17 protein-coding genes are annotated in these 19,359 nt (G+C 66.1%); 14 read left to right on the top strand and 3 right to left on the bottom strand.

Going from position 1 to position 19,359, the window contains the following annotated elements:
- The first annotated feature begins 136 nt into the window (after window positions 1–136).
- Together rnr and QRN67_RS25485 are read left to right on the top strand one after the other, a co-directional pair.
- On the top strand, window positions 137–2,407 hold the full coding sequence (gene rnr / locus QRN67_RS25490) for a ribonuclease R (RefSeq protein ID WP_285414097.1): 2,271 nt from the start codon (window positions 137–139) through the stop codon (window positions 2,405–2,407).
- 52 nt (window positions 2,408–2,459) lie between these two features.
- The gene (locus tag QRN67_RS25485; protein ID WP_285414096.1) at window positions 2,460–3,224 is read left to right on the top strand and encodes an SDR family oxidoreductase; all 765 of its coding nucleotides are present in this window, start codon (window positions 2,460–2,462) and stop codon (window positions 3,222–3,224) included.
- 13 nt (window positions 3,225–3,237) lie between these two features.
- Here the strand turns inward: QRN67_RS25485 and QRN67_RS25480 are convergent, their stop codons facing one another.
- A complete protein-coding gene (locus tag QRN67_RS25480; protein WP_285414095.1) occupies window positions 3,238–4,698 on the bottom strand; it encodes an NAD(P)H-hydrate dehydratase in 1,461 nt (486 codons plus the stop codon).
- A gap of 41 nt (window positions 4,699–4,739) precedes the next feature.
- Between QRN67_RS25480 and QRN67_RS25475 the strand changes: the two genes are divergently transcribed.
- Window positions 4,740–5,168, top strand: coding sequence for a hypothetical protein (locus QRN67_RS25475; protein ID WP_285414094.1), 429 nt, complete (start codon window positions 4,740–4,742; stop codon window positions 5,166–5,168).
- Here the strand turns inward: QRN67_RS25475 and QRN67_RS25470 are convergent.
- Window positions 5,158–6,411: a D-amino acid dehydrogenase gene (locus QRN67_RS25470; RefSeq protein WP_081267268.1), complete on the bottom strand. Its 1,254-nt coding sequence runs from the start codon at window positions 6,409–6,411 to the stop codon at window positions 5,158–5,160. The genes QRN67_RS25475 and QRN67_RS25470 overlap by 11 nt on opposite strands.
- A gap of 53 nt (window positions 6,412–6,464) precedes the next feature.
- On the bottom strand, window positions 6,465–7,790 hold the full coding sequence (locus QRN67_RS25465) for an amidase (RefSeq protein WP_285414093.1): 1,326 nt from the start codon (window positions 7,788–7,790) through the stop codon (window positions 6,465–6,467).
- A gap of 209 nt (window positions 7,791–7,999) precedes the next feature.
- Between QRN67_RS25465 and rpsB the strand changes: the two genes are divergently transcribed.
- The 11 genes from rpsB to lpxD all read left to right on the top strand — a co-directional run bounded on the left by rpsB (window position 8,000) and on the right by lpxD (window position 19,359).
- Entirely contained in the window at window positions 8,000–8,755 is a 756-nt protein-coding gene (rpsB, locus tag QRN67_RS25460) for a 30S ribosomal protein S2 (protein ID WP_081267266.1), read from the top strand.
- A gap of 81 nt (window positions 8,756–8,836) precedes the next feature.
- Complete coding sequence (gene tsf, locus QRN67_RS25455; RefSeq protein WP_081267265.1) at window positions 8,837–9,760, top strand: translation elongation factor Ts; 924 nt, start codon at window positions 8,837–8,839, stop codon at window positions 9,758–9,760.
- Window positions 9,761–9,856: 96 nt separating this feature from the next.
- Window positions 9,857–10,579: a UMP kinase gene (gene pyrH, locus QRN67_RS25450; protein WP_081267264.1), complete on the top strand. Its 723-nt coding sequence runs from the start codon at window positions 9,857–9,859 to the stop codon at window positions 10,577–10,579.
- Between the two features lie 11 nt (window positions 10,580–10,590).
- The gene (gene frr / locus QRN67_RS25445; protein ID WP_081267263.1) at window positions 10,591–11,151 is read left to right on the top strand and encodes a ribosome recycling factor; all 561 of its coding nucleotides are present in this window, start codon (window positions 10,591–10,593) and stop codon (window positions 11,149–11,151) included.
- Window positions 11,152–11,159: 8 nt separating this feature from the next.
- Entirely contained in the window at window positions 11,160–11,888 is a 729-nt protein-coding gene (uppS, locus tag QRN67_RS25440; protein ID WP_285414092.1) for a polyprenyl diphosphate synthase, read from the top strand.
- A gap of 19 nt (window positions 11,889–11,907) precedes the next feature.
- Complete coding sequence (locus QRN67_RS25435; RefSeq protein ID WP_081267261.1) at window positions 11,908–12,753, top strand: phosphatidate cytidylyltransferase; 846 nt, start codon at window positions 11,908–11,910, stop codon at window positions 12,751–12,753.
- Entirely contained in the window at window positions 12,750–13,937 is a 1,188-nt protein-coding gene (gene ispC / locus QRN67_RS25430) for a 1-deoxy-D-xylulose-5-phosphate reductoisomerase (protein ID WP_106934692.1), read from the top strand. Before QRN67_RS25435 ends, ispC begins: the two co-directional genes overlap by 4 nt.
- A gap of 33 nt (window positions 13,938–13,970) precedes the next feature.
- Window positions 13,971–15,341: an RIP metalloprotease RseP gene (gene rseP / locus QRN67_RS25425; RefSeq protein ID WP_081267259.1), complete on the top strand. Its 1,371-nt coding sequence runs from the start codon at window positions 13,971–13,973 to the stop codon at window positions 15,339–15,341.
- Between the two features lie 38 nt (window positions 15,342–15,379).
- The gene (gene bamA, locus QRN67_RS25420) at window positions 15,380–17,815 is read left to right on the top strand and encodes an outer membrane protein assembly factor BamA (RefSeq protein WP_081267258.1); all 2,436 of its coding nucleotides are present in this window, start codon (window positions 15,380–15,382) and stop codon (window positions 17,813–17,815) included.
- On the top strand, window positions 17,816–18,367 hold the full coding sequence (locus QRN67_RS25415; protein ID WP_081267257.1) for an OmpH/Skp family outer membrane protein: 552 nt from the start codon (window positions 17,816–17,818) through the stop codon (window positions 18,365–18,367).
- Between the two features lie 14 nt (window positions 18,368–18,381).
- Window positions 18,382–19,359 (top strand): UDP-3-O-(3-hydroxymyristoyl)glucosamine N-acyltransferase, encoded by a 978-nt coding sequence (gene lpxD / locus QRN67_RS25410; RefSeq protein ID WP_285414091.1) that lies wholly within the window; start codon window positions 18,382–18,384, stop codon window positions 19,357–19,359.

Here is a 19,359-nt window from a genome sequence, read left to right as displayed (position 1 = left end):
GATGTTACTCGCTAGTACCTGAAACTAGTGCGTCTACCAATTCCGCCATCTGGGCCCACGTAGTTGCAGAAGCAACTGCGTTTTGAATTTCAGGAAAGAAGGAGATCATATCAAAAATAATGGTACTTCCAGCGGCTTGCTGGACGAATTCGAAGGAACTGTTCAAGGACATCGCGACGGGCACGGCTTCGTGCAGCGTGATGACGGTGAAGCAGACATTTATTTGCCACCGAACGAGATGCGCGCGGTGCTGCACAAGGACCGCGTCAAGGCGCGCGTGGTGCGGCAAGACCGGCGTGGCCGCCCCGAGGGGCGCGTGGTCGAGATCGTCGAGCGCCCCGAGCAGCCGATCATCGGCCGCCTGCTGCATGAAGGCGGCATCTGGCTCGTTGCGCCGGAAGACAAGCGATACGGCCAGGACGTACTGATCCCCAAGGGTGCGACCGGCCCCGCGAAGGTGGGCCAAGTCGTGGTCGTGCAGCTCACGGAACCGCCGGCGCTGTTCGGCCAACCCGTGGGCCGAGTGAAAGAAGTGCTGGGCGAGATCGACGACCCCGGCATGGAGATCGAGATCGCCGTGCGCAAGTACGGCGTGCCGCACGAGTTCTCCGCGGAGTGCCTGGCCGAAGCCAGGGCGCTGCCCGAAAAGGTCCGCCCCGCCGACAAGAAGGGGCGCGTCGACCTCACCGACATTCCGCTCGTCACCATCGATGGCGAAGACGCGCGCGACTTCGACGATGCCGTGTACTGCGAGCCCGCGAAGGTGGGCCGTGGCAAGGGCTGGCGCCTGCTGGTCGCGATTGCCGACGTGAGCGCCTATGTGCAGACCGGTTCGGGCATCGACATCGACGCCTACGACCGCGCCACCAGCGTCTACTTTCCGCGCCGCGTCATACCGATGTTGCCGGAGAAGCTGTCGAACGGCCTCTGTTCGCTCAACCCCGAGGTCGAGCGCCTGTGCATGGTGTGCGACATGCTGGTCGCGGCCGACGGCGAGATATACGCCTACCAGTTCTATCCCGCCGTGATGTTCAGCCACGCGCGCTTCACGTACACCGAAGTGGCCGCCATCCTCGGCAACACGCGCGGCCCCGAAGCCGCCAAGCGCAAGGACCGCGTCAAGGACCTGCTGAACCTCGCCGACGTCTACAAGGCTCTGCTCAAGCAGCGCGGCAAGCGCGGCGCGGTCGACTTCGAAACCACCGAGACTCAGATCATCTGCGACGACGCCGGCCGCATCGAGAAGATCGTGCCGCGCACGCGCAACGAAGCGCACCGCCTGATCGAAGAAGCGATGCTCGCGGCCAACGTCTGCAGCGCCGACTTCATCGCCGAAGGCAAGCACCCGGGCCTGTTCCGCGTGCACGAAGGCCCGACGCCCGAGAAGAAGGAAATCCTGCGCGGCTACCTGAAGGCGATGGGTGTGGGCCTGAGCATCACCGACGACCCCAGGCCGGGTGAATTCCAGGCGATCGCCGAGGCCACCAAGGAGCGGCCGGACGCGCAGCAGATCCACACGATGCTGCTGCGTTCGATGCAGCAGGCGATCTACACGCCGATCAACAGCGGCCACTTCGGCCTCGCTTACGAGGCCTACACGCACTTCACGAGCCCAATCCGGCGCTACCCTGACTTGCTGGTCCACCGCGTGATCAAGGCCATCCTCGGCAAGACGCGCTACCAGCTGCCGATGCTGCCGACCCCCGGCGAGGCGCATGCCAAGCTGGCGAAGCGGCTCGCTTCGCGCGTGAAGGCGCCGACCAACAAGCCGCAGAAGGCCACCGTCGCGCCCAGCAAGGAAGTGCTGGCATGGGAGGCCGCGGGCCTGCATTGCAGCGCCAACGAGCGCCGTGCCGACGAGGCCAGCCGCGACGTCGAGGCCTGGCTCAAGTGCAAGTACATGCGAGAGCATCTCGGCGAGGAGTACGGCGGCGTGGTCACCGCTGCCACCACATTCGGCATCTTCGTCACGCTCGATGCGATGTACGTCGAGGGGCTGGTGCACATCACCGAGCTCGGCGGCGAGTACTTCAAGTTCGACGAGATGCGTCAGGAACTGCGCGGCGAGCGCACCGGCATCCGCTATGCCATCGGCACGCGGGTGCGGGTGCAGGTGAGCCGCGTCGACCTGGACGGCCGCAAGATCGACTTCCGCCTCGTGCGCGAAGGCGAGGAGCTCACGGCGCGCGCCATGAAGGACAAGGGCGTGGGATCGTCGGGCGTACCGGTCAAGGCGTCGGCCAAGCGCGGCAGCCGCCACAAGGCGGCGGAGGCCGGCGGCGTCGGCGAGCCACGCCTGGAGCGAGGCGCTTCGGCGCCGGCCGGGCCGCAATCGGCGATGCAGGCTTTCAAGTCTGCGGTGAAGAAGGCCGCCAACAAGATGAAGGGGCGCAAGCCGCGCCGCTGATGCCTTGCCGCATGAACCATCGACACCCTCAAGAAAGAAAGAGACAGACAGCATGAGCGCTGAAGACAACAAGGGCCGCATCGCCATCGTCACGGGGGCGGGTTCCGGCATCGGCCGCGCCGCGGCGCTGGCACTGCTGGGCGACGGCTGGAACGTGGCACTGGCCGGGCGCCGGCTGGAGCCGCTGGAGCAGGTCGCCGAAGAATCGGGCGCCGGTGCGCGCGCCTTCGCCGTGCCCACCGACGTGGCCAAGGCCGATTCGGTGCAGGCCTTGTTCGCCGCCACGGTCGAGCGCTTCGGGCGTGTCGACCTGCTGTTCAACAACGCGGGTGTCGGCAACCCGCCCGGCCCCTTCGAGGATTGGACGCCGGAGCAATGGCAGGGCGTGGTCGACATCAACCTGACGGGCATGTTCTTCTGCATCCAGCAGGCGTTCCGCACGATGAAGGCGCAAACGCCGATGGGCGGCCGCATCATCAACAACGGCTCCATCTCCGCCACCGCGCCGCGGCCCAATTCGGCGGCCTACACGGCGACCAAGCATGCGGTGGAAGGGCTCACCAAGACCGCGTCGCTGGACGGCCGCAAGTACGACATCGCGGTGGGGCAGGTCGACGTGGGCAACGCGATGACCGAACTGGCCGCGCGCATGGCCAAGGGCGTGCCGCAGGCCAACGGCGAACTCGCGATCGAGCCGCTGATCGACGTGAAGATCGTCGGCCAGTCGGTGCTCTACATGGCGAACCTGCCGCTGGAAGCGAACGTGCTGTTCCACACCATCATGGCGACGAAGATGCCCTTCGTCGGGCGCGGCTAAGCAAAGAGCCGCGTCAGGCGGGCGCGCGGCGGGCCAGCGTGCCCGCCGTGAGCGGGGCGGCGTTGGCCGGCCAGGTGTCGGCGATGTGGCCGTGTTGCCAGACGGCTTCGCAGGCCGCCTCGACGGCAGGGCGCCCAGCCGCCAGTGCGGCGCCGATCATGCCGGCCAGCACGTCGCCGGTCCCGGCAGTGGCCAGCGCGGCATTGCCCGTCAGGTTGATGGCTGGAGGCGCGCCGCTTGCGTCCGAAACCACCGTCCCGGACCCCTTGAGCACCGCGACCACGCCAAAGCGTGACGCAAGCTGCCGCGCCGACGCGAGCCGGTTGGCCTGGATGTCGGCGGCCGTGCACCCTAGCAGGCGCGCCGCTTCGAGCGGATGCGGCGTGATCACTGTGGGCAATCCGTCTTTTCCGCGCGATGCGAGTCGTGCCTGCAGCGCGCCGTCGGCCGCGACGGCATTGAGTGCATCCGCATCGAGCACCAACGCGGCGGCTGTCGCCAGTACGCGCGGCAGAAGTTCGCGCACGGCTTCACCGCCGCCGCAACCGCAGACGGCGGTCATTCCCGACAGGTCGAGCGAGCGGGCGTCGCGCAGCATCAGTTCTGGCTGCGAGGTGTCGACGACGGCCGCGCCGGGGTCGAGCAGGCCGACGAACACCCGGCCCGCGCCGGCATGCAGCGCGGCCGATCCTGCCAGCAGCGCAGCGCCCGCCATGCCGGACGCTCCGCCGATCACGGCGACATCGCCGTAGCTGCCCTTGTGTGAGGCATGCGCGCGCGGCTGTGCCTTCGGCGTGCCGGTCAGCACGGCTGCTGGCTGATCCGTGATGTGGCTGCAGCCGAGATCGTCGAACCAGGTGATGCCTGCCGCGTCGCGCCCTTGTGCGGTGAAGAGGCCGGGCTTCAGCGTGAGAAAGGTGATGCAGTGGCGTATGGAGGCGTTCGTGCGGGCGGCGTCTTTCGGCAGCACGCCGGTGTCCGCGTTCAGCCCTGACGGCACATCGACGCTGAGCACCGGCTGCGCGCTCGCATGCATCTGCCGAAGCCATTCGGCCATCGTGCCTTGGGGTGGCCGCGTGGCGCCGATGCCGAGCAGCGCATCCATGGCGAGTTCGTAGGCGCTCGGCGGGTTCTCCGCAAAGGCGACGCCCGCGTCGCGGGCGCGCTGCAGCGATGTTTTGGCATCCGGCGGCAGCCGGCTCTCGTCCCCGGCGAACGTGACCACCGGAAAGAAGCCCCCATGACGCAATTGCGCCGCCGCCTCGAAGCCGTCGCCGCCGTTGTTGCCCGGTCCGCACGCCACCCATATGGTTCGCGCATGGGGTGCGATGGCCATTGCGAGCCGGGCGGCTGCGAGGCCGGCACGCTGCATCAGCGCGTGAGCGGGCAGGGCGGCTGCCGCGGCCTGTTCGATGCGGCGTGTGGCAGCGATGTCGAACAGGTTTGCGGCGGTGGCGGGTGTGATGCGTTGCATCGATCCATTGTGCCGCTGCGTTGCCTCCCTATCATCGGCGGATGAACTTCAAGAGCGTCGCGTGGGTGCTCGCCCTGCTTGTCGCAGGGCTCGCCTTTTTCCTGGCCGCGACCGTTGCCTGGATCGCCGGATGGGCATGGGTGCTGGCACTGCTGGGTGCCGTGTGGGGCGTCTTCCTGCTGGCCCAACTGAAGCGCTGGGTGCCGTTGCGGGATGTGGCATGGGCCGCCAATGTCGGCATCGGCATCAGCGTGATCCGCTGGTTCGATCTGCCGGCTGGAAGCGTTTCGGGGCTGGCGCGGTTGGCCCTGTTCGGTGCCGGTGCGATGTCCCTGGTCTTCTTTGCGCTGATCGGTCCCGGCTTGCTGGGATGGATCGCGGAGCGCCTGCGGCCGCCGCCGGAGCCCGAACTGCCTGTCGAGCAGCCCGCGAGCCCCGAGCGCCTGCGCCGCTGGGATCCTAAAGACTGAGCCGCTCGACGCCGAGCCCTTCGAGGTCGATCCCCGGATCCTGGCCCGCGATCAGGTCGCCCAGCACGCGTGCGCTGCCGCACGACAGCGCCCAGCCGCTCGATCCGTGGCCGAGGTTGAGCCATACGCCCGGGATGCCGCTGGCGCCCAGCACCGGCGGTCCGTCCGGCAGCATCGGCCGTGCGCCTTTCCATTGCTGCACGCCCGACTGCAGGGTTGCCGCACCCGGGAACCAGTCGTGCAGCACCTTGTAGAGCAACTGCACCGAGGCCGGGTTCATCGTGTCCAGCGAGCCGCCGATCTCGGCGCTGCCGGCCACGCGCACGCGCTGGCCCAGGCGGGAGATGGCGACCTTGTAGCGCTCGTCCATCACCGCGCTGCGCGGGGCATTGAGCGGCTCGCGCACCGGTGCGCTGACCGAATGCCCGTAGACCGGCGCCATCGGGATGCGCAGGCCCAGCGGACGCAGCAGCGCGGCCGAGGCCAGGCCGGCGCACACGACGATGGCGTCGTAGCGCACCGGATCCGACCCGCTGGCCAGCGACAGCGAAGTGGGCGCGGCGCGGCTCAGCGGTGCGATGTCGCAGTTGAAATGAAACTGCGCGCCCAGCGCCTCGGCCTCCCACTTGAGCAGCAGCGCGAACTGGCGGCAGTTGGCCACCTCGTCCTCCGGCAGGTGGATGGCGCCCACCAGCGGGGTTTCGGGGTTGAGCGCGGGCTCGATCAGCCGGGTCTCGTCGGCATCGATTTCCTTGAAGACGCTTCCGGCCGCGCGCAGCACGTCGAGCCCGGGCTGGACCATCTTTTTCTCGCGCTTGGAGCGCAGCAGCACGAGGTAGCCGTCGCTGCGCTCGTAGCTCAGCTCGCGCGCCTCGGTCACTTCGTGCAGCCGGGTGCGGCTGTAGAAGGCCAGCCGCTGCATGCGGGCGCGGTTGGCGAGGTAGGTCTCGAGCTTGCAGGCCTTCTGCCAGCGCGACATCCAGCCGATGTCGCGCGAACTCAGGGGCCAGCGCAGCTTGATGGCGCCGTGCGAGGACAGCAGCGAGCGCAGCACCTTGCCGCGCATGCCGGGCGCGGCCCAGGGGGTGACGTATCCGGGAGCGACCACACCCGCATTGGCGAAGCTGGCTTCTTCGGCGGCGGCGCCGCGGCGCTCGAACACGGTCACTTCATGGCCGTCGGAAACCAGTTCCCAGGCGGTGGTGACGCCGATGATGCCGGCGCCCACGATCGCGATTTTCATTGAATGTTCTAGATAAGAGAGACGGCGGACGCCCGTAGTATGGGCGAAGCCAGCTATTGATTCTGTAGCGTGCGCTCGATTTGCAGGGCTTGCGCCAGCACGGCGTCGTCGTGCAGCGCGGCATGCCACAGCATGAGGCCGACCGGCAGTTCGCCGGGGACGTGGCAAGGCAGCGAGATGGCGCAGCCGTCGAGCATGTTGACGATCGACGGGTTGCGCAGCAGCAGCCCGTTGATGCGGAAAAACTCGTCGTCGCGCTCGGCGCCCGGGGCCACGCTGGCGATGGAGGGCGCGGTGATCGGCACCGTGGGCGACAGCACCGCGTCGAACGGCGCCAGTGCGGCTTCGACGCGGGCGATCCAGTCGCGGCGGGCATGGATCAGGTCGATGTATTCATGCGCCTTCATGCCGGCGCCGCGCAGGATGCGCTGGGCCACGCGCGGGTCGTAGCCCGCGCCGCTGCGTTCGAGCAGCAGCCGGTGCCAGGCGTGGGACTCGGCTGCCGAGAAACCGCCGGTGGCGTTGATGGTCGCCAGTTCGGCCAACTCGGGGAGCGCGATCTCTTCGATGCGGGCGCCGGCGGCGCGCAGCCTCTTCAACGAGCGCTCGAAGGCGGCGGCCACGGCGGGTTCGATGTCGTCGAAGAACACGTTCTTCACCACGGCGATCCGGTAGGCCGCCAGGGGCGCATTGCCGGCCGTGACGCGCCGCGCGGCAAGGATTTCATGTGCGGTGATGGCGTCGCGCACCGACCGCGTCATGGCGCAGACGGTGTCGAGCGTGGTCGAAAGCGGCAGCGCGCCATCGGCGGGCGTGAGGCGGGCGGTGTTCTTGAACCCGACGATGCCGTTCAGCGCCGCCGGAATGCGGATCGAGCCGCCCGTGTCGGAGCCCAGGCCGATGAACGCGGCGCCGCTGGCCACCGAAACCGCGGCGCCTGACGACGAGCCGCCGGGAATGCGGGGCGTGGCTGCGTCGCTCACGTTGGCGGGCGTGCCGTGGTGCGGATTGACGCCGACGCCGGAGAAGGCGAACTCCGTCATGTTGGTGCGTCCGGTCAGTACGCCGCCCGCGGCGCGCAGCCGCGCCACGGCGAGGGCGTCGGCGCTGGCCGCCGGGGCATGCGACAGCACCACCGAGCCGGCAGGTGTGGGCTGCCCCGCGATGTCGAACAGGTCCTTGCTGGTGAAGGCCAGCCCGGCAAGCCGGGTTTCGGTGCCGACGCCGGCAACGGCCTGGCGAGCCTCGTCGAACATCGTGCGGGTAAAGACATGCGCGCAGGCCGCCGACTGCGAGACGTCGATGGCGCGCTCCAATTCGGTGCGTGCATCGGAGCCACCTGCCAGGAGGGAGAGACGGGTGGCGTGGAGGTCGTTCATGGGTAGGGCTGCGGTGCCGCGTGGACGGCTCGGTTCAGGAAAGGGACGGAGTGGCCGTGCTATACTCTTTGGGTTTCGCTGGTTGAGCAACGGCTCCCGTTGCATCCAGTCAAACACATCCGCAAACCGGCCCAATCAAGGTGTTGTGACTCCATCCAAGAGAGCACAAAACGGGCTGGATTTTAGACCCAACCTTTGGAGTAATTTCAATGTCTACCACCATGCGCGAAATGCTGGAAGCCGGTGTCCACTTCGGTCACCAAACCCGCTTCTGGAACCCCAAGATGGCTCCGTTCATCTTCGGTCACCGCAACAAGATTCACATCATCAACCTGGAAAAGTCGCTCCCGATGTTCCAGGACGCGATGAAGTACGCCAAGCAACTCACGGCCAACCGCGGCACCATCCTGATGGTCGGCACGAAGCGCCAAGCCCGTGAAATCGTGGCTGCCGAAGCCCGCCGCGCCGGCGTGCCTTTCGTCGACACCCGCTGGCTCGGCGGCATGCTGACCAACTTCAAGACCGTCAAGACCTCGATCAAGCGTCTGAAGGACATGAAGGCTCAGCAAGAAGCGGGCCTCGACTCGCTGAGCAAGAAGGAGCAGCTGACCTTCTCGCGTGAAATCGAGAAGCTCGAAAAGGACATCGGCGGCATCCAGGACATGACCGCTCTGCCCGATGCCATCTTCGTGATCGACGTGGGCTTCCACAAGATCGCCGTGGCTGAAGCCAAGAAGCTCGGCATTCCGCTGATCGGTGTGGTCGACTCCAACCACTCGCCCGAAGGCATCGACTACGTGATCCCCGGCAACGACGACTCGTCGAAGGCCGTCACGCTGTACGCCCGCGGCATCGCCGACGCCATCATCGAAGGCCGCAACAGCGCCACCGGTGACGTGGTCAAGGCCATCGCCGAAGGCGGCAGCGACGAATTCGTCGAAGTCGAAGAAGGCGCTTCGGCCTGATCGGCGCGCTCGCGAGCCTGAAGAAGGGGCTTTGGTGCCCCTTTTTTTTAACCTGATTTTTGGATTTACGGAGATACACAAATGGCTGCAATCACCGCAAGCATGGTCGGCGAACTGCGCGCGAAGACCGACGCGCCCATGATGGAATGCAAGAAGGCCCTGACGGAGGCTGACGGCAACATGGAAAAGGCCGAGGAGCTGCTGCGCATCAAGCTCGGCAACAAGGCTGGCAAGGCATCGGGCCGCATCACCGCCGAAGGCGTGGTCACGGCTTTCGTCGACGGCGCTGCCGGCGGCATGATCGAAATCAACTGCGAAACCGACTTCGTCACCAAGAACGACAGCTTCCTGGCCATGGCCAACGCTGCCGCGATGCTGGTCGCCAGGAACAACCCCGCGGACATCGCCGCCCTGGGTGCGCTGGCCTATGAGCAGGACGGTTTCGGTCCCACGCTCGAAGACGTGCGCAAGGGCCTGATCGGCAAGATCGGCGAGAACATGAGCTTCCGCCGCTTCAAGCACTTCACGGGCAACGGCAAGCTGGCTTCGTACCTGCACGGCACGCGCATCGGCGTGATGGTCGAGTTCGAAGGCGACGACACCTCGGCCAAGGACGTCGCGATGCACATCGCCGCCATGAAGCCGGTCGCCATCCAGGCTTCCGACGTGCCTGCCGACCTGATCGAAAAGGAACGCGCAGTTGCCAAGGGCAAGGCCGACGAAGACCGCAAGACGGCCGAAGCCGAAGGCAAGAAGCCGCAGCCGGACGACATCGTCGCCAAGCGCATCGAAGGCGGCGTGCAGAAGTTCCTGAAGGAAGTCTCGCTGCACAACCAGCCGTTCGTGAAGAACGACAAGCAGACCGTCGAGCAGATGCTCAAGGCCGCCAACACCACGATCAAGGGCTTCACCCTGTACGTGGTCGGCGAAGGCATCGAGAAGAAGGTCGACGACTTCGCCGCCGAAGTGGCCGCGCAAGTTGCCGCTGCCAAGGCCGCTGCCTGATCCAGCCGCCATACAAGCGGCGGTGCGCGAACGCGTGCCGCCGCTTTTTCACCGCTACGTTTTACACTCGCCCCCGCCAACTCAAGGAAATTGCCCATGTCTGATGCCCGCCCAGCCCACAAGCGAATCTTGTTGAAGCTGTCGGGAGAGGCGTTGATGGGCGACGACGCTTTCGGCATCAACCGCGCCACCATCGTCCGCATGGTCGAGGAAATCGCCGAAGTGGTGAACATGGGTGTCGAGGTGGCCGTGGTCATCGGCGGCGGCAACATCTTCCGCGGCGTCGCGGGAGGCTCCGTCGGCATGGACCGCGCCACTGCCGACTACATGGGCATGCTGGCCACCGTGATGAACGCGCTGGCGCTGGCCGACACCATGAACAAGCAGAACCTGGTGGCCCGGGTGATGTCCGCCATTGCCATCGAGCAGGTGGTCGAGCCCTATGTGCGCCCCAAGGCCCTGCAGTACCTCGAAGAGGGCAAGGTCGTGGTGTTCGCCGCCGGAACGGGCAACCCGTTCTTCACCACCGACACGGCTGCCGCTCTGCGCGGCGCCGAAATCGGCGCCGAGCTGGTGCTCAAGGCGACCAAGGTCGATGGTGTATACACCGCCGACCCCAAGACCAACCCCAATGCAACACGCTACGCCACGCTGACTTTCGACGAGGCGATCGCGCAAAATCTCGGCATCATGGACGCCACGGCCTTCGCGCTGTGCCGCGACCAGAAGCTGCCGATCAAGGTGTTCTCGATCTTCAAGAACGGTGCGCTCAAGCGTGTCGTGATGGGCGAGGACGAGGGCACGCTGGTGCATGCCTAGGAGTATTTGAGATGACCATTGCAGACATCCGCAATGCGACCGACGCGAAGATGAATCAGTCGCTCGCCGCATTCCAGAACAACCTCACCAAGATCCGCACGGGCCGCGCCAACTCGGCGCTGCTCGACTCGATCCACGTCGAGTACTACGGCTCGCAAGTGCCGCTGAGCCAGGTGGCCAACGTGTCGGTGCTCGATTCGCGCACCATCAGCGTCCAGCCCTGGGAAAAGGGCATGGGCGCCAAGATCGAGAAAGCCATCCGCGAAAGCGACCTTGGCCTGAACCCGGCTTCGATGGGCGACCTGATCCGCGTGCCGCTGCCCGCCATGAGCGAAGAGCGCCGCAAGGAAATGACCAAGCTGGTCCGCAACGAAGGCGAAAGCGCCAAGATCGCCACGCGCAACCTGCGCCGCGATGCGAACGAGTCGGTCAAGAAGCTGGTCAAGGACAAGCTGGCGTCCGAAGACGACCAGAAACGCGCCGAAGCCGAGATCCAGAAGGTCACCGACCGCCACATCGCGGAAATCGACCGCCTGGTCGCGGCCAAGGAAGCGGAGATCATGGCCGTTTGAGGCCTGCCATGGCCTCGTCAACGCCGCGCAACCCGCATCACGTTGCCATCGTCATGGACGGCAACGGCCGTTGGGCGACGCGGCGCTTCCTGCCCCGGGTTGCGGGGCACAAACAGGGCGTCGAATCGCTGCGCCGGTGCGTCAAGGCCTGTGCCGACCGCGGCGTGGGCGTGCTCACGGTGTTCGCGTTTTCTTCCGAGAACTGGAACCGGCCCGTCGAGGAGGTCTCCGGGCTCATGGAGCTGATGGTCGGCGCGCTCGCTCGCGAGGTGCCCCGGCTCAGCAGCGACGGCGTGCGGCTGTACTTCGTCGGCGAGCGCGGCGGCCTGTCGCCGAAGATGGTGAAGGGCCTGGTCGATGCCGAGGCCGCCACCGCGCACAACTCGCGCATGGTGCTCAACGTCTGCTTCAACTACGGCGGCCGGTGGGACATCGCTCAGGCCGCCGCCAAGCTGGCGGCGCAGGGTGAAGCCGTCACCGAGGAGAGCCTCGACCGGGCGATGGCGCTGGCCCATGTGCCCGACCCCGACCTGTTCATCCGCACGGGCGGCGAGCAGCGGTTGTCCAATTTCCTGCTCTGGCAGAGTGCCTATGCCGAGCTTTTCTTCAGCGACAAGCTGTGGCCGGAATTCGACGAGGCTGCGCTGGACGAGGCCATCGCCGCATTCCGAAGCCGCGAGCGTCGCTTCGGCCAAACCTCGGCACAGGTCTCGGCTCCCCAGGGCCAGACGGCCTGACCGCCCGACAACTTCTCGCATGCTCAAACAACGCATCCTCACGGCGATCGTGCTGCTCGCGATCCTGCTGCCGGCGCTGTTCTATCGAAACTACATCCCCTTTGCCTGCGTGATGCTGGTGCTGATCGGCGCCGCAGCCTGGGAATGGGGGCGCCTGAACGGCTATGGCCAACGGCTGTCGGTGTTCCTTGGCGTCGAGACAGTGGTGCTTTGCGCGCTGTCGTGGTGGCTGGGCCTGCTCGAGCAGTCGCTGGTGCTGATGTGGACCCTGGCCGGCGCTGCCTGGGTGTTGGGCGGGGCGCTGCTGCTTCGCGTGGCGGTGCCGGGCTGGCCGCGGATTCCGCGCGGGCTGCGGCTGGTCGGTGGCCTGCTGGCGCTCTGGGTCGCGTGGCTGGCGGCGGTGCAGGCGCGCATGGTCGGTATCAATTTCCTGCTGTCCATCCTCGTGCTGGTTTGGGTGGCAGACGTGTTCGCCTATTTTGCCGGCCGGGCCTTCGGCCTCAAGTTCACCCGCAACAAGCTCGCTCCCGCGATCAGTCCCGGCAAGAGCTGGGAAGGCGTCTGGGGCGGCATGGTCGGCGTGGTGGTGCTGGCTTTTGCCTGGGTCTGGGCGGACAAGGCGACGGGCGCTACCGTCGCAAGCCTCTACACCCGGCTCAACGAGCGCGGCTGGTGGCTTCTGCTGCTCGGTGCGCTGTTTCTTGCGGCGATGAGCGTCGTGGGCGACCTCGTCGAATCGCTCATCAAGCGAAGCGCCGGCGCCAAGGACAGCAGCAAGTTGCTGCCGGGCCACGGCGGCGTGCTCGACCGCGTGGATGCCCTCTTGCCGGCGCTCCCCATTGCCATGATGCTGGCTTTCCTGTGAATACTCCCAAGCAACGCGTCACTGTGCTCGGTTCGACCGGCTCGGTCGGCGTCAGCACGCTCGACGTCATTTCGCGCCATCCCGAGCGTTTCGAGGTGTTCGCGCTCTCCGCCGCCACCAAGGTGGACGAACTGCTGGCCCAGTGCGCGCAGTTCTCACCACGTTTCGCCGTCATGGCGAGTGCACCGCATGCGGCGCTGCTGGCTGAAAAGATCAAGCAGAACAACCTGAAAACGGTTGTTCTCACTGACATCGATGCTCTTGAAAAGATAGCGTCGCACGAAGAGGTCGACGCCGTCATGGCCGCCATCGTCGGCGCAGCGGGCCTCGGGCCCTGCCTGGCCGCCGCCCGTGCTGGCAAGCGCCTGCTGCTGGCCAACAAGGAGGCGCTGGTCGTCGGGGGCGAACTGTTCATGCGCACGGTGCGCGAAGGTGGCGCCACGCTGCTGCCCATCGACAGCGAGCACTCGGCCATCTTCCAGTCGCTGCCCGAAGACCCGTCCACCTGGTCGCGGCGCATCGACAAGATCATCCTGACCGCGTCGGGTGGCCCATTCCGCACACGTGCGCCCGAGACGCTGGGCGCAGTGACGCCCGAGCAGGCTTGTGCCCACCCCAACTGGGTGATGGGGCGCAAGATCTCGGTCGACTCGGCCACGATGATGAACAAGGCGCTCGAAGTGATCGAGGCGCGCCACCTGTTCGGCGTCTCGCCCGAGCAGATCGAGGTCGTCATCCATCCGCAGAGCGTGGTGCACTCGATGGTCCAGTTCACCGACGCATCCGTCATCGCCCAACTCGGTACGCCCGACATGCGGGTGCCGATCGCGGTCGGCCTGGCCTGGCCCGAGCGCATCGAGAGCGGCGCGGCACGGCTCGATTTCCGCCAGATGGCTTCGCTCACGTTCAATGCGCCCGATGCGGCGCTCTTTCCGGGCCTGGGCCTGGCCTGGCACGCATTGCGCGCCGCGCCGGGCACGACGGCCGTGCTCAACGCCGCCAACGAGGTCGCAGTCGAGGCATTCCTCGACCGGCGACTGCGCTTCGACCGCATTCATGCGGTCAACATGGAAACTTTGGAGACGGTCTCTCCCTCCAAGCCGGCATCGCTGGCTGACCTGCTGGCAATCGATGCCAGCGCCCGTGCGGCGGCCAATGCCGCGGCGCTGCGTTTCGCAGCCTGACGACAACCCCACTCTTACAGCCAGAGGACCCGGATGCTTACTGTCATAGCCTTTGTGGTCGCGCTCGGTGTGTTGATCGCGGTACACGAGTACGGCCACTATCGTGTCGCTGTGGCCTGCGGCGTCAAGGTGGAGCGCTTTTCGGTCGGGTTCGGCAAGGCGCTGTTCCGCTGGCAGCCCAAGCGGCAGCATCCAGGGCAATCGACCGAGTTCGTCATCGGCGCGTTCCCGCTGGGCGGCTACGTCAAGATGCTCGACGAGCGCGAAGGCCCGGTTGCCCCTGAAGAGCGCCATCGCGCCTTCAATACCCAGCCGCTGCGCTCGCGGGCGGCCATTGTCGCCGCGGGTCCCGTCGCCAACCTGCTGCTGGCCGTGGTGCTCTACACGGCGGTCAACTGGATCGGCGTGCAGGAACCTGTCGCCAAGCTGGGCCGCCCGGTGGCGGCCTCGATGGCCGAGGCCGCGGGCCTGCATGGCGGCGAATACATCACCCGGGCGGGCTTCGACGGCGATCTGTCGCCGGTTCAGTCATTCGAGGACTTGCGCTGGCGCATGACGCGCGGCGCGCTCGACGGCCATGACCTGACGCTCGAAGTGGCGGGCGAGGGCGGCCGGCCCGCGCGCACGCTGGTACTTCCCCTGAGCAGCCTCGAAACCCGGGATGCCGATCCGCAGATGTTCCGCAAGATCGGCGTGCTCGCTCCCCTGACCAAGCCGGAGATCGGCGAAGTCATGGCCGGCAGCGCCGCCGAGCGCGCCGGCCTGCGCAAAGGCGACGTGGTGCGTTCCATCGGCAATACCGCCATCGTCGACGGGCAGCAATTGCGCGAGGTGATCCGCGCCTCGGTGGACGCAGGCCAGCCGCTCACGCAGGCCTGGAAGATCGAGCGCGGCGGCCAGTCTCTCACGATCGACGTCAAGCCCGAGGTGCGGGAAGAGGGCGCCGCCAAGGTCGGCCGCATCGGGGCCTACGTCGGCGCCCCGCCGGAGATGGTGACGGTGCGCCAGGGGCCGGTCGACGGCGTGTGGCGCGGCGTGGTGCGCACCTGGGAGGTGTCGGCGCTGACCGTGCGAATGATGGCCAAGATGGTCATTGGTGAAGCTTCCCTGAAGAATTTGAGCGGTCCGCTCACCATTGCCGACTACGCCGGCAAGTCCGCCAGCCTTGGTTTCACGCAGTATCTCGTCTTCCTTGCGCTCATCAGCGTGAGCCTTGGCGTGCTCAATCTCATGCCGCTGCCGGTCCTCGATGGGGGGCACCTGATGTATTATCTTTGGGAGGGCCTGACCGGGAAAAGCGTCTCTGACGCCTGGATGGAACGGCTGCAGCGGGGCGGGGTTGCCCTGCTGCTGGTCATGATGTCGGTCGCACTCTTCAACGACGTCACGCGGCTCTTTGGTTAACTTTCTGCCGGCCCTTTCCGTGCCGGCTCAATTCACAGATGAACAAAAACTTCAATCGCTTTCGCCTGCGTAGCGTTGTCGCGGTGGTTGCCAGTGCGCTCGCCGCCACGGCTGCATGGGCCGTCGAGCCTTTCACGGTGCGTGACATTCGCGTCGAAGGCTTGCAACGCGTCGAAGCCGGCACGATCTTCGCGTCGCTGCCACTGCGCGTAGGCGATACCTACAGCGACGAGCGCGGTTCGGCCGCGATCCGCGCGCTGTTCGAGCTGGGTTTGTTCAAGGATGTGCGCATCGACGTGAACGGCAACGTGCTGGTGGTGATCGTCGAAGAGCGGCCCACCATCGCCGATGTCGACTTCGTCGGCACCAAGGAATTCGACAAAGCCGCGCTGACGAAGGCGCTGCGCGAAGTGGGCCTGACCGACGGCCGTCCGTACGACAAGGCACTGACCGATCGCGCCGAGCAGGAGCTCAAGCGCCAGTACGTGAGCCGCAGCCTGTACAACGCACAGGTCGTGACCACCGTCACGCCCATCGAGCGCAACCGCGTCAACCTGACGTTCACCGTCACTGAAGGCGAATCCGCCCGCATCCGCGAAGTGCATGTGGTGGGCAACAAGGCCTTCAGCGAATCGACGCTGCTGAGCCTGTTCGACCAGGACAGCGGCGGTTTCATGAGCTGGTACACGAAGTCGAACCAGTACTCGCGCGCCAAGCTCAACGCCGACCTCGAAACCCTGCGCTCGTACTACATCACGCGCGGCTACCTCGAATTCCGCATCGATTCGACCCAGGTCGCCATTTCGCCGGACCGCAAGGACCTGACGGTGACGGTGAACATCACCGAAGGCGAGAAGTTCGTGGTGGCAGGCGTCAAGCTCGACGGCAACTACCTCGGCCGCGACGAGGAGTTCAAGTCGCTCATCACCATCAAGCCGGGCGAGCCCTACAACGGCGAGCAGGTCACGGAGACCACCAAGGCCTTCAACGACTATTTCGGCACCTTCGGCTACGCGTTCGCCCGTGTGCAGGCGCGTCCCGAAATCGACCGCGTCAACAACCGCGTCACGCTGACGCTGCAGGCTGAGCCTTCGCGCCGCGTGTACGTGCGCCGCGTGATGGTCGGCGGCAACAACAAGACCCGCGACGAAGTCATTCGCCGCGAGTTCCGCCAATACGAAGCCTCGTGGTACGACGGCGACAAGATCAAGCTGTCGCGCGACCGTGTCGACCGCCTGGGCTTCTTCACCGAAGTGAACGTCGAAACGCAGGAAGTGCCGGGTTCGCCCGACCAGGTGGACCTGACGGTCAACGTGGCCGAAAAGCCCACCGGCAGCTTGCAGCTGGGTGCCGGCTACTCGAGCTCCGACAAGGTCGCGCTGACCTTCGGCATCTCGCAGGAAAACGTGTTCGGCTCGGGTAATTTCCTGGGCGTGCAGGTCAACACCAGCAAGTACAACCGTACGCTGTCTCTGACCACGACCGATCCGTACTTCACCAAGGACGGCATCTCGCGCACGATCAGCGTGTACCACACCACGACGCGGCCGTACTCGACGTCGGAAGACGGCGACTACAAGCTCGTCAACCAAGGCGCCTCGATCCGCTTCGGTGTGCCGTTCAGCGAGATCGACACGGTGTTCTTCGGCATTGGTCTGGAGCGCTACGCGTTCGATCCGAACCGGTCGGCGATCTTCGCGGGCCTGTACACGCCGAATTCCTATCTCTCCTACTTCCAGTGCAAGAAGGATGCGACCGGATTCTTCGTGCTCGGCTGCGACCAGAAGAGCGTCTGGGGTGTTCCGCTGACCGTCGGCTGGGGCCGCGACAGCCGCGACAGCGCGCTGACCCCGACCACGGGCCGCATGCAACGCGCCAACCTCGAACTGGGCGTGGGCGGCGACATGAAGTACATCAAGACGAACTACCAATACCAGCAGTTCTTCGCGATCAACAAGCAGTACACCTTCTCGGTCAACGGTGAAGTCGGCTATGCCAAGGCGCTGGGCGGCAATACCTACCCGATCTTCAAGAACTTCTATGCCGGTGGCCTGGGTTCGATCCGCGGCTTCGAGCAGAACTCGCTGGGCCCGCGCGACGTGCCGCTCTTCGGCCAGACCGACGGCGCCGCACTGGGCGGTACCAAGAAGGCCATCTTCAATGCCGAGCTGAGCACGCCGTTCCCGGGTGCCGGCAACGACCGCACGCTGCGCCTGTACACCTTCTTCGACGTCGGCAACGTGTTCGGCTCCCGCGCGCCCGGCCTGACGGATGCACAGTGGAGCGCCCAGAAGAAGCTGCGCGCCTCGGTCGGTCTCGGCGTCAGCTGGATATCGCCGCTCGGCCCGCTGCGCCTGGCTTATGCCTTCCCCATCAAGTCCCAGAAGGAAGTCACGGATCCGAGCACCGGACTCGTCACGATCCCGAAGGATAGAATCCAGCGCCTCCAATTCCAGATCGGAACGTCTTTCTAAATGAAGCATTTGATTCGCGCCGCGGCAGGCGCGCTGTTGATTCCCGCTTTCGTGCTGGCTGCTGCGCCTGCCCAGGCGCAAGCACAGGAAACCTTTCGCATCGGTTTCGTGAATCCGGACCGCGTGCTGCGGGAAGCCCAGCCAGCCAAGGCCGCGCAGGCCAAGCTCGAGGCGGAGTTTCTCAAGCGCGAGAAAGACCTGACCACGCAAGGCGAGGCGCTGAAGGCCGCATCCGAGAAGTTCGAGCGCGAGGCGCCCACGCTGTCCGAATCCCAGCGCGTGTCGCGCCAGCGCTCGCTGGTCGACCAGGACCGTGACTTCCAGCGCAAGCGCCGCGAATTCCAGGAAGACCTGAACGCGCGCAAGAACGAAGAGCTTCAGCAGGTCTACGAACGCGCCAACCGCGTCGTGAAGCAGGTGGCCGAGGCCGAGAAGTACGACGCCATCCTGCAGGAAGCGATCTACATCAACCCGAAGCACGACATCACCGACAAGGTGATCAAGGCGCTGAACGCGTCGGTCGGCTCTTCTGCGCCCGCGGCCGGCAAGTAACGCCGCGAACCGGCGTGTCTCTGCAACTCGGAGCCATCGTTGACGCCCTTGGGGGCGAGCTTCATGGCGATGCGACGCTGTCCATCGAGCGGCTGGCGCCGCTCCAGAATGCACAGCCCGATGCGCTCAGTTTCCTGAGCCATCCCAAATACCAGCAGGAACTGGCCGCGTCCAAAGCTGCCTGTGTGATCGTGTCGCCCGCCATGCGCGATACGGCCGCCGCACGGGGCGCTTTCATCGTCACGCCCGATCCTTATTTCTACTTCGCGCGCCTGACGCAGCTCTGGAAGGCGCACCATGCGCGCCCGGAGGCCGATCGCATCCATCCCAGCGCGGTCATCCATGCCGAGGCGCATGTCGATGCAACGGCACGCATCGGCGCGCTGTGCGTGGTGGAGCGGGGCGCGCGCATCGGCGCGGGCACCGTGCTGAAGTCGCGCGTGACGGTCAGCGAAGATTGCGCGATCGGCGAACGCTGCCTGCTGCACCCTGGCGTGGTCATCGGTGCCGACGGCTTCGGCCTTGCGCTGCACCAAGGGCAGTGGGTCAAGATCGAGCAATTGGGCGCGGTGCGCATCGGCAACGACGTCGAGATCGGCGCCAACACCTGCATCGACCGCGGCGCACTCGACGACACGGTGATCGAAGACGGCGTCAAGCTCGACAACCTGATCCAGATCGGCCACAACGTGCGCGTCGGCCGGAACACCGCAATGGCGGGCTGCGTCGGCGTGGCCGGCAGCGCGATCATCGGCGCCAACTGCACCTTCGGCGGCGGCGCCATCGTGCTGGGCCACCTGACGGTGGCGGACGGTGTTCACGTGTCCGCTGCGACCATTGTTACCCGTTCGATCCACAAGGCCGGCCAATACACTGGCATGTTTCCCATCGATGACAATGCGAGCTGGGAAAAAAATGCGGCAACGCTCAAGCAGTTGCACACCCTGCGCGAACGACTGAAGGCGCTGGAGAAGGCTCCCTCGAAAAAATGA

This window comes from Variovorax sp. efr-133-TYG-130 (genome assembly GCF_030208835.1).
In the GTDB taxonomy this organism is placed as follows: domain Bacteria; phylum Pseudomonadota; class Gammaproteobacteria; order Burkholderiales; family Burkholderiaceae_C; genus Variovorax.
The sequence above is the reverse complement of the archived record's forward strand: the minus strand, read 5'-3'. Positions and strand labels throughout refer to the sequence as shown.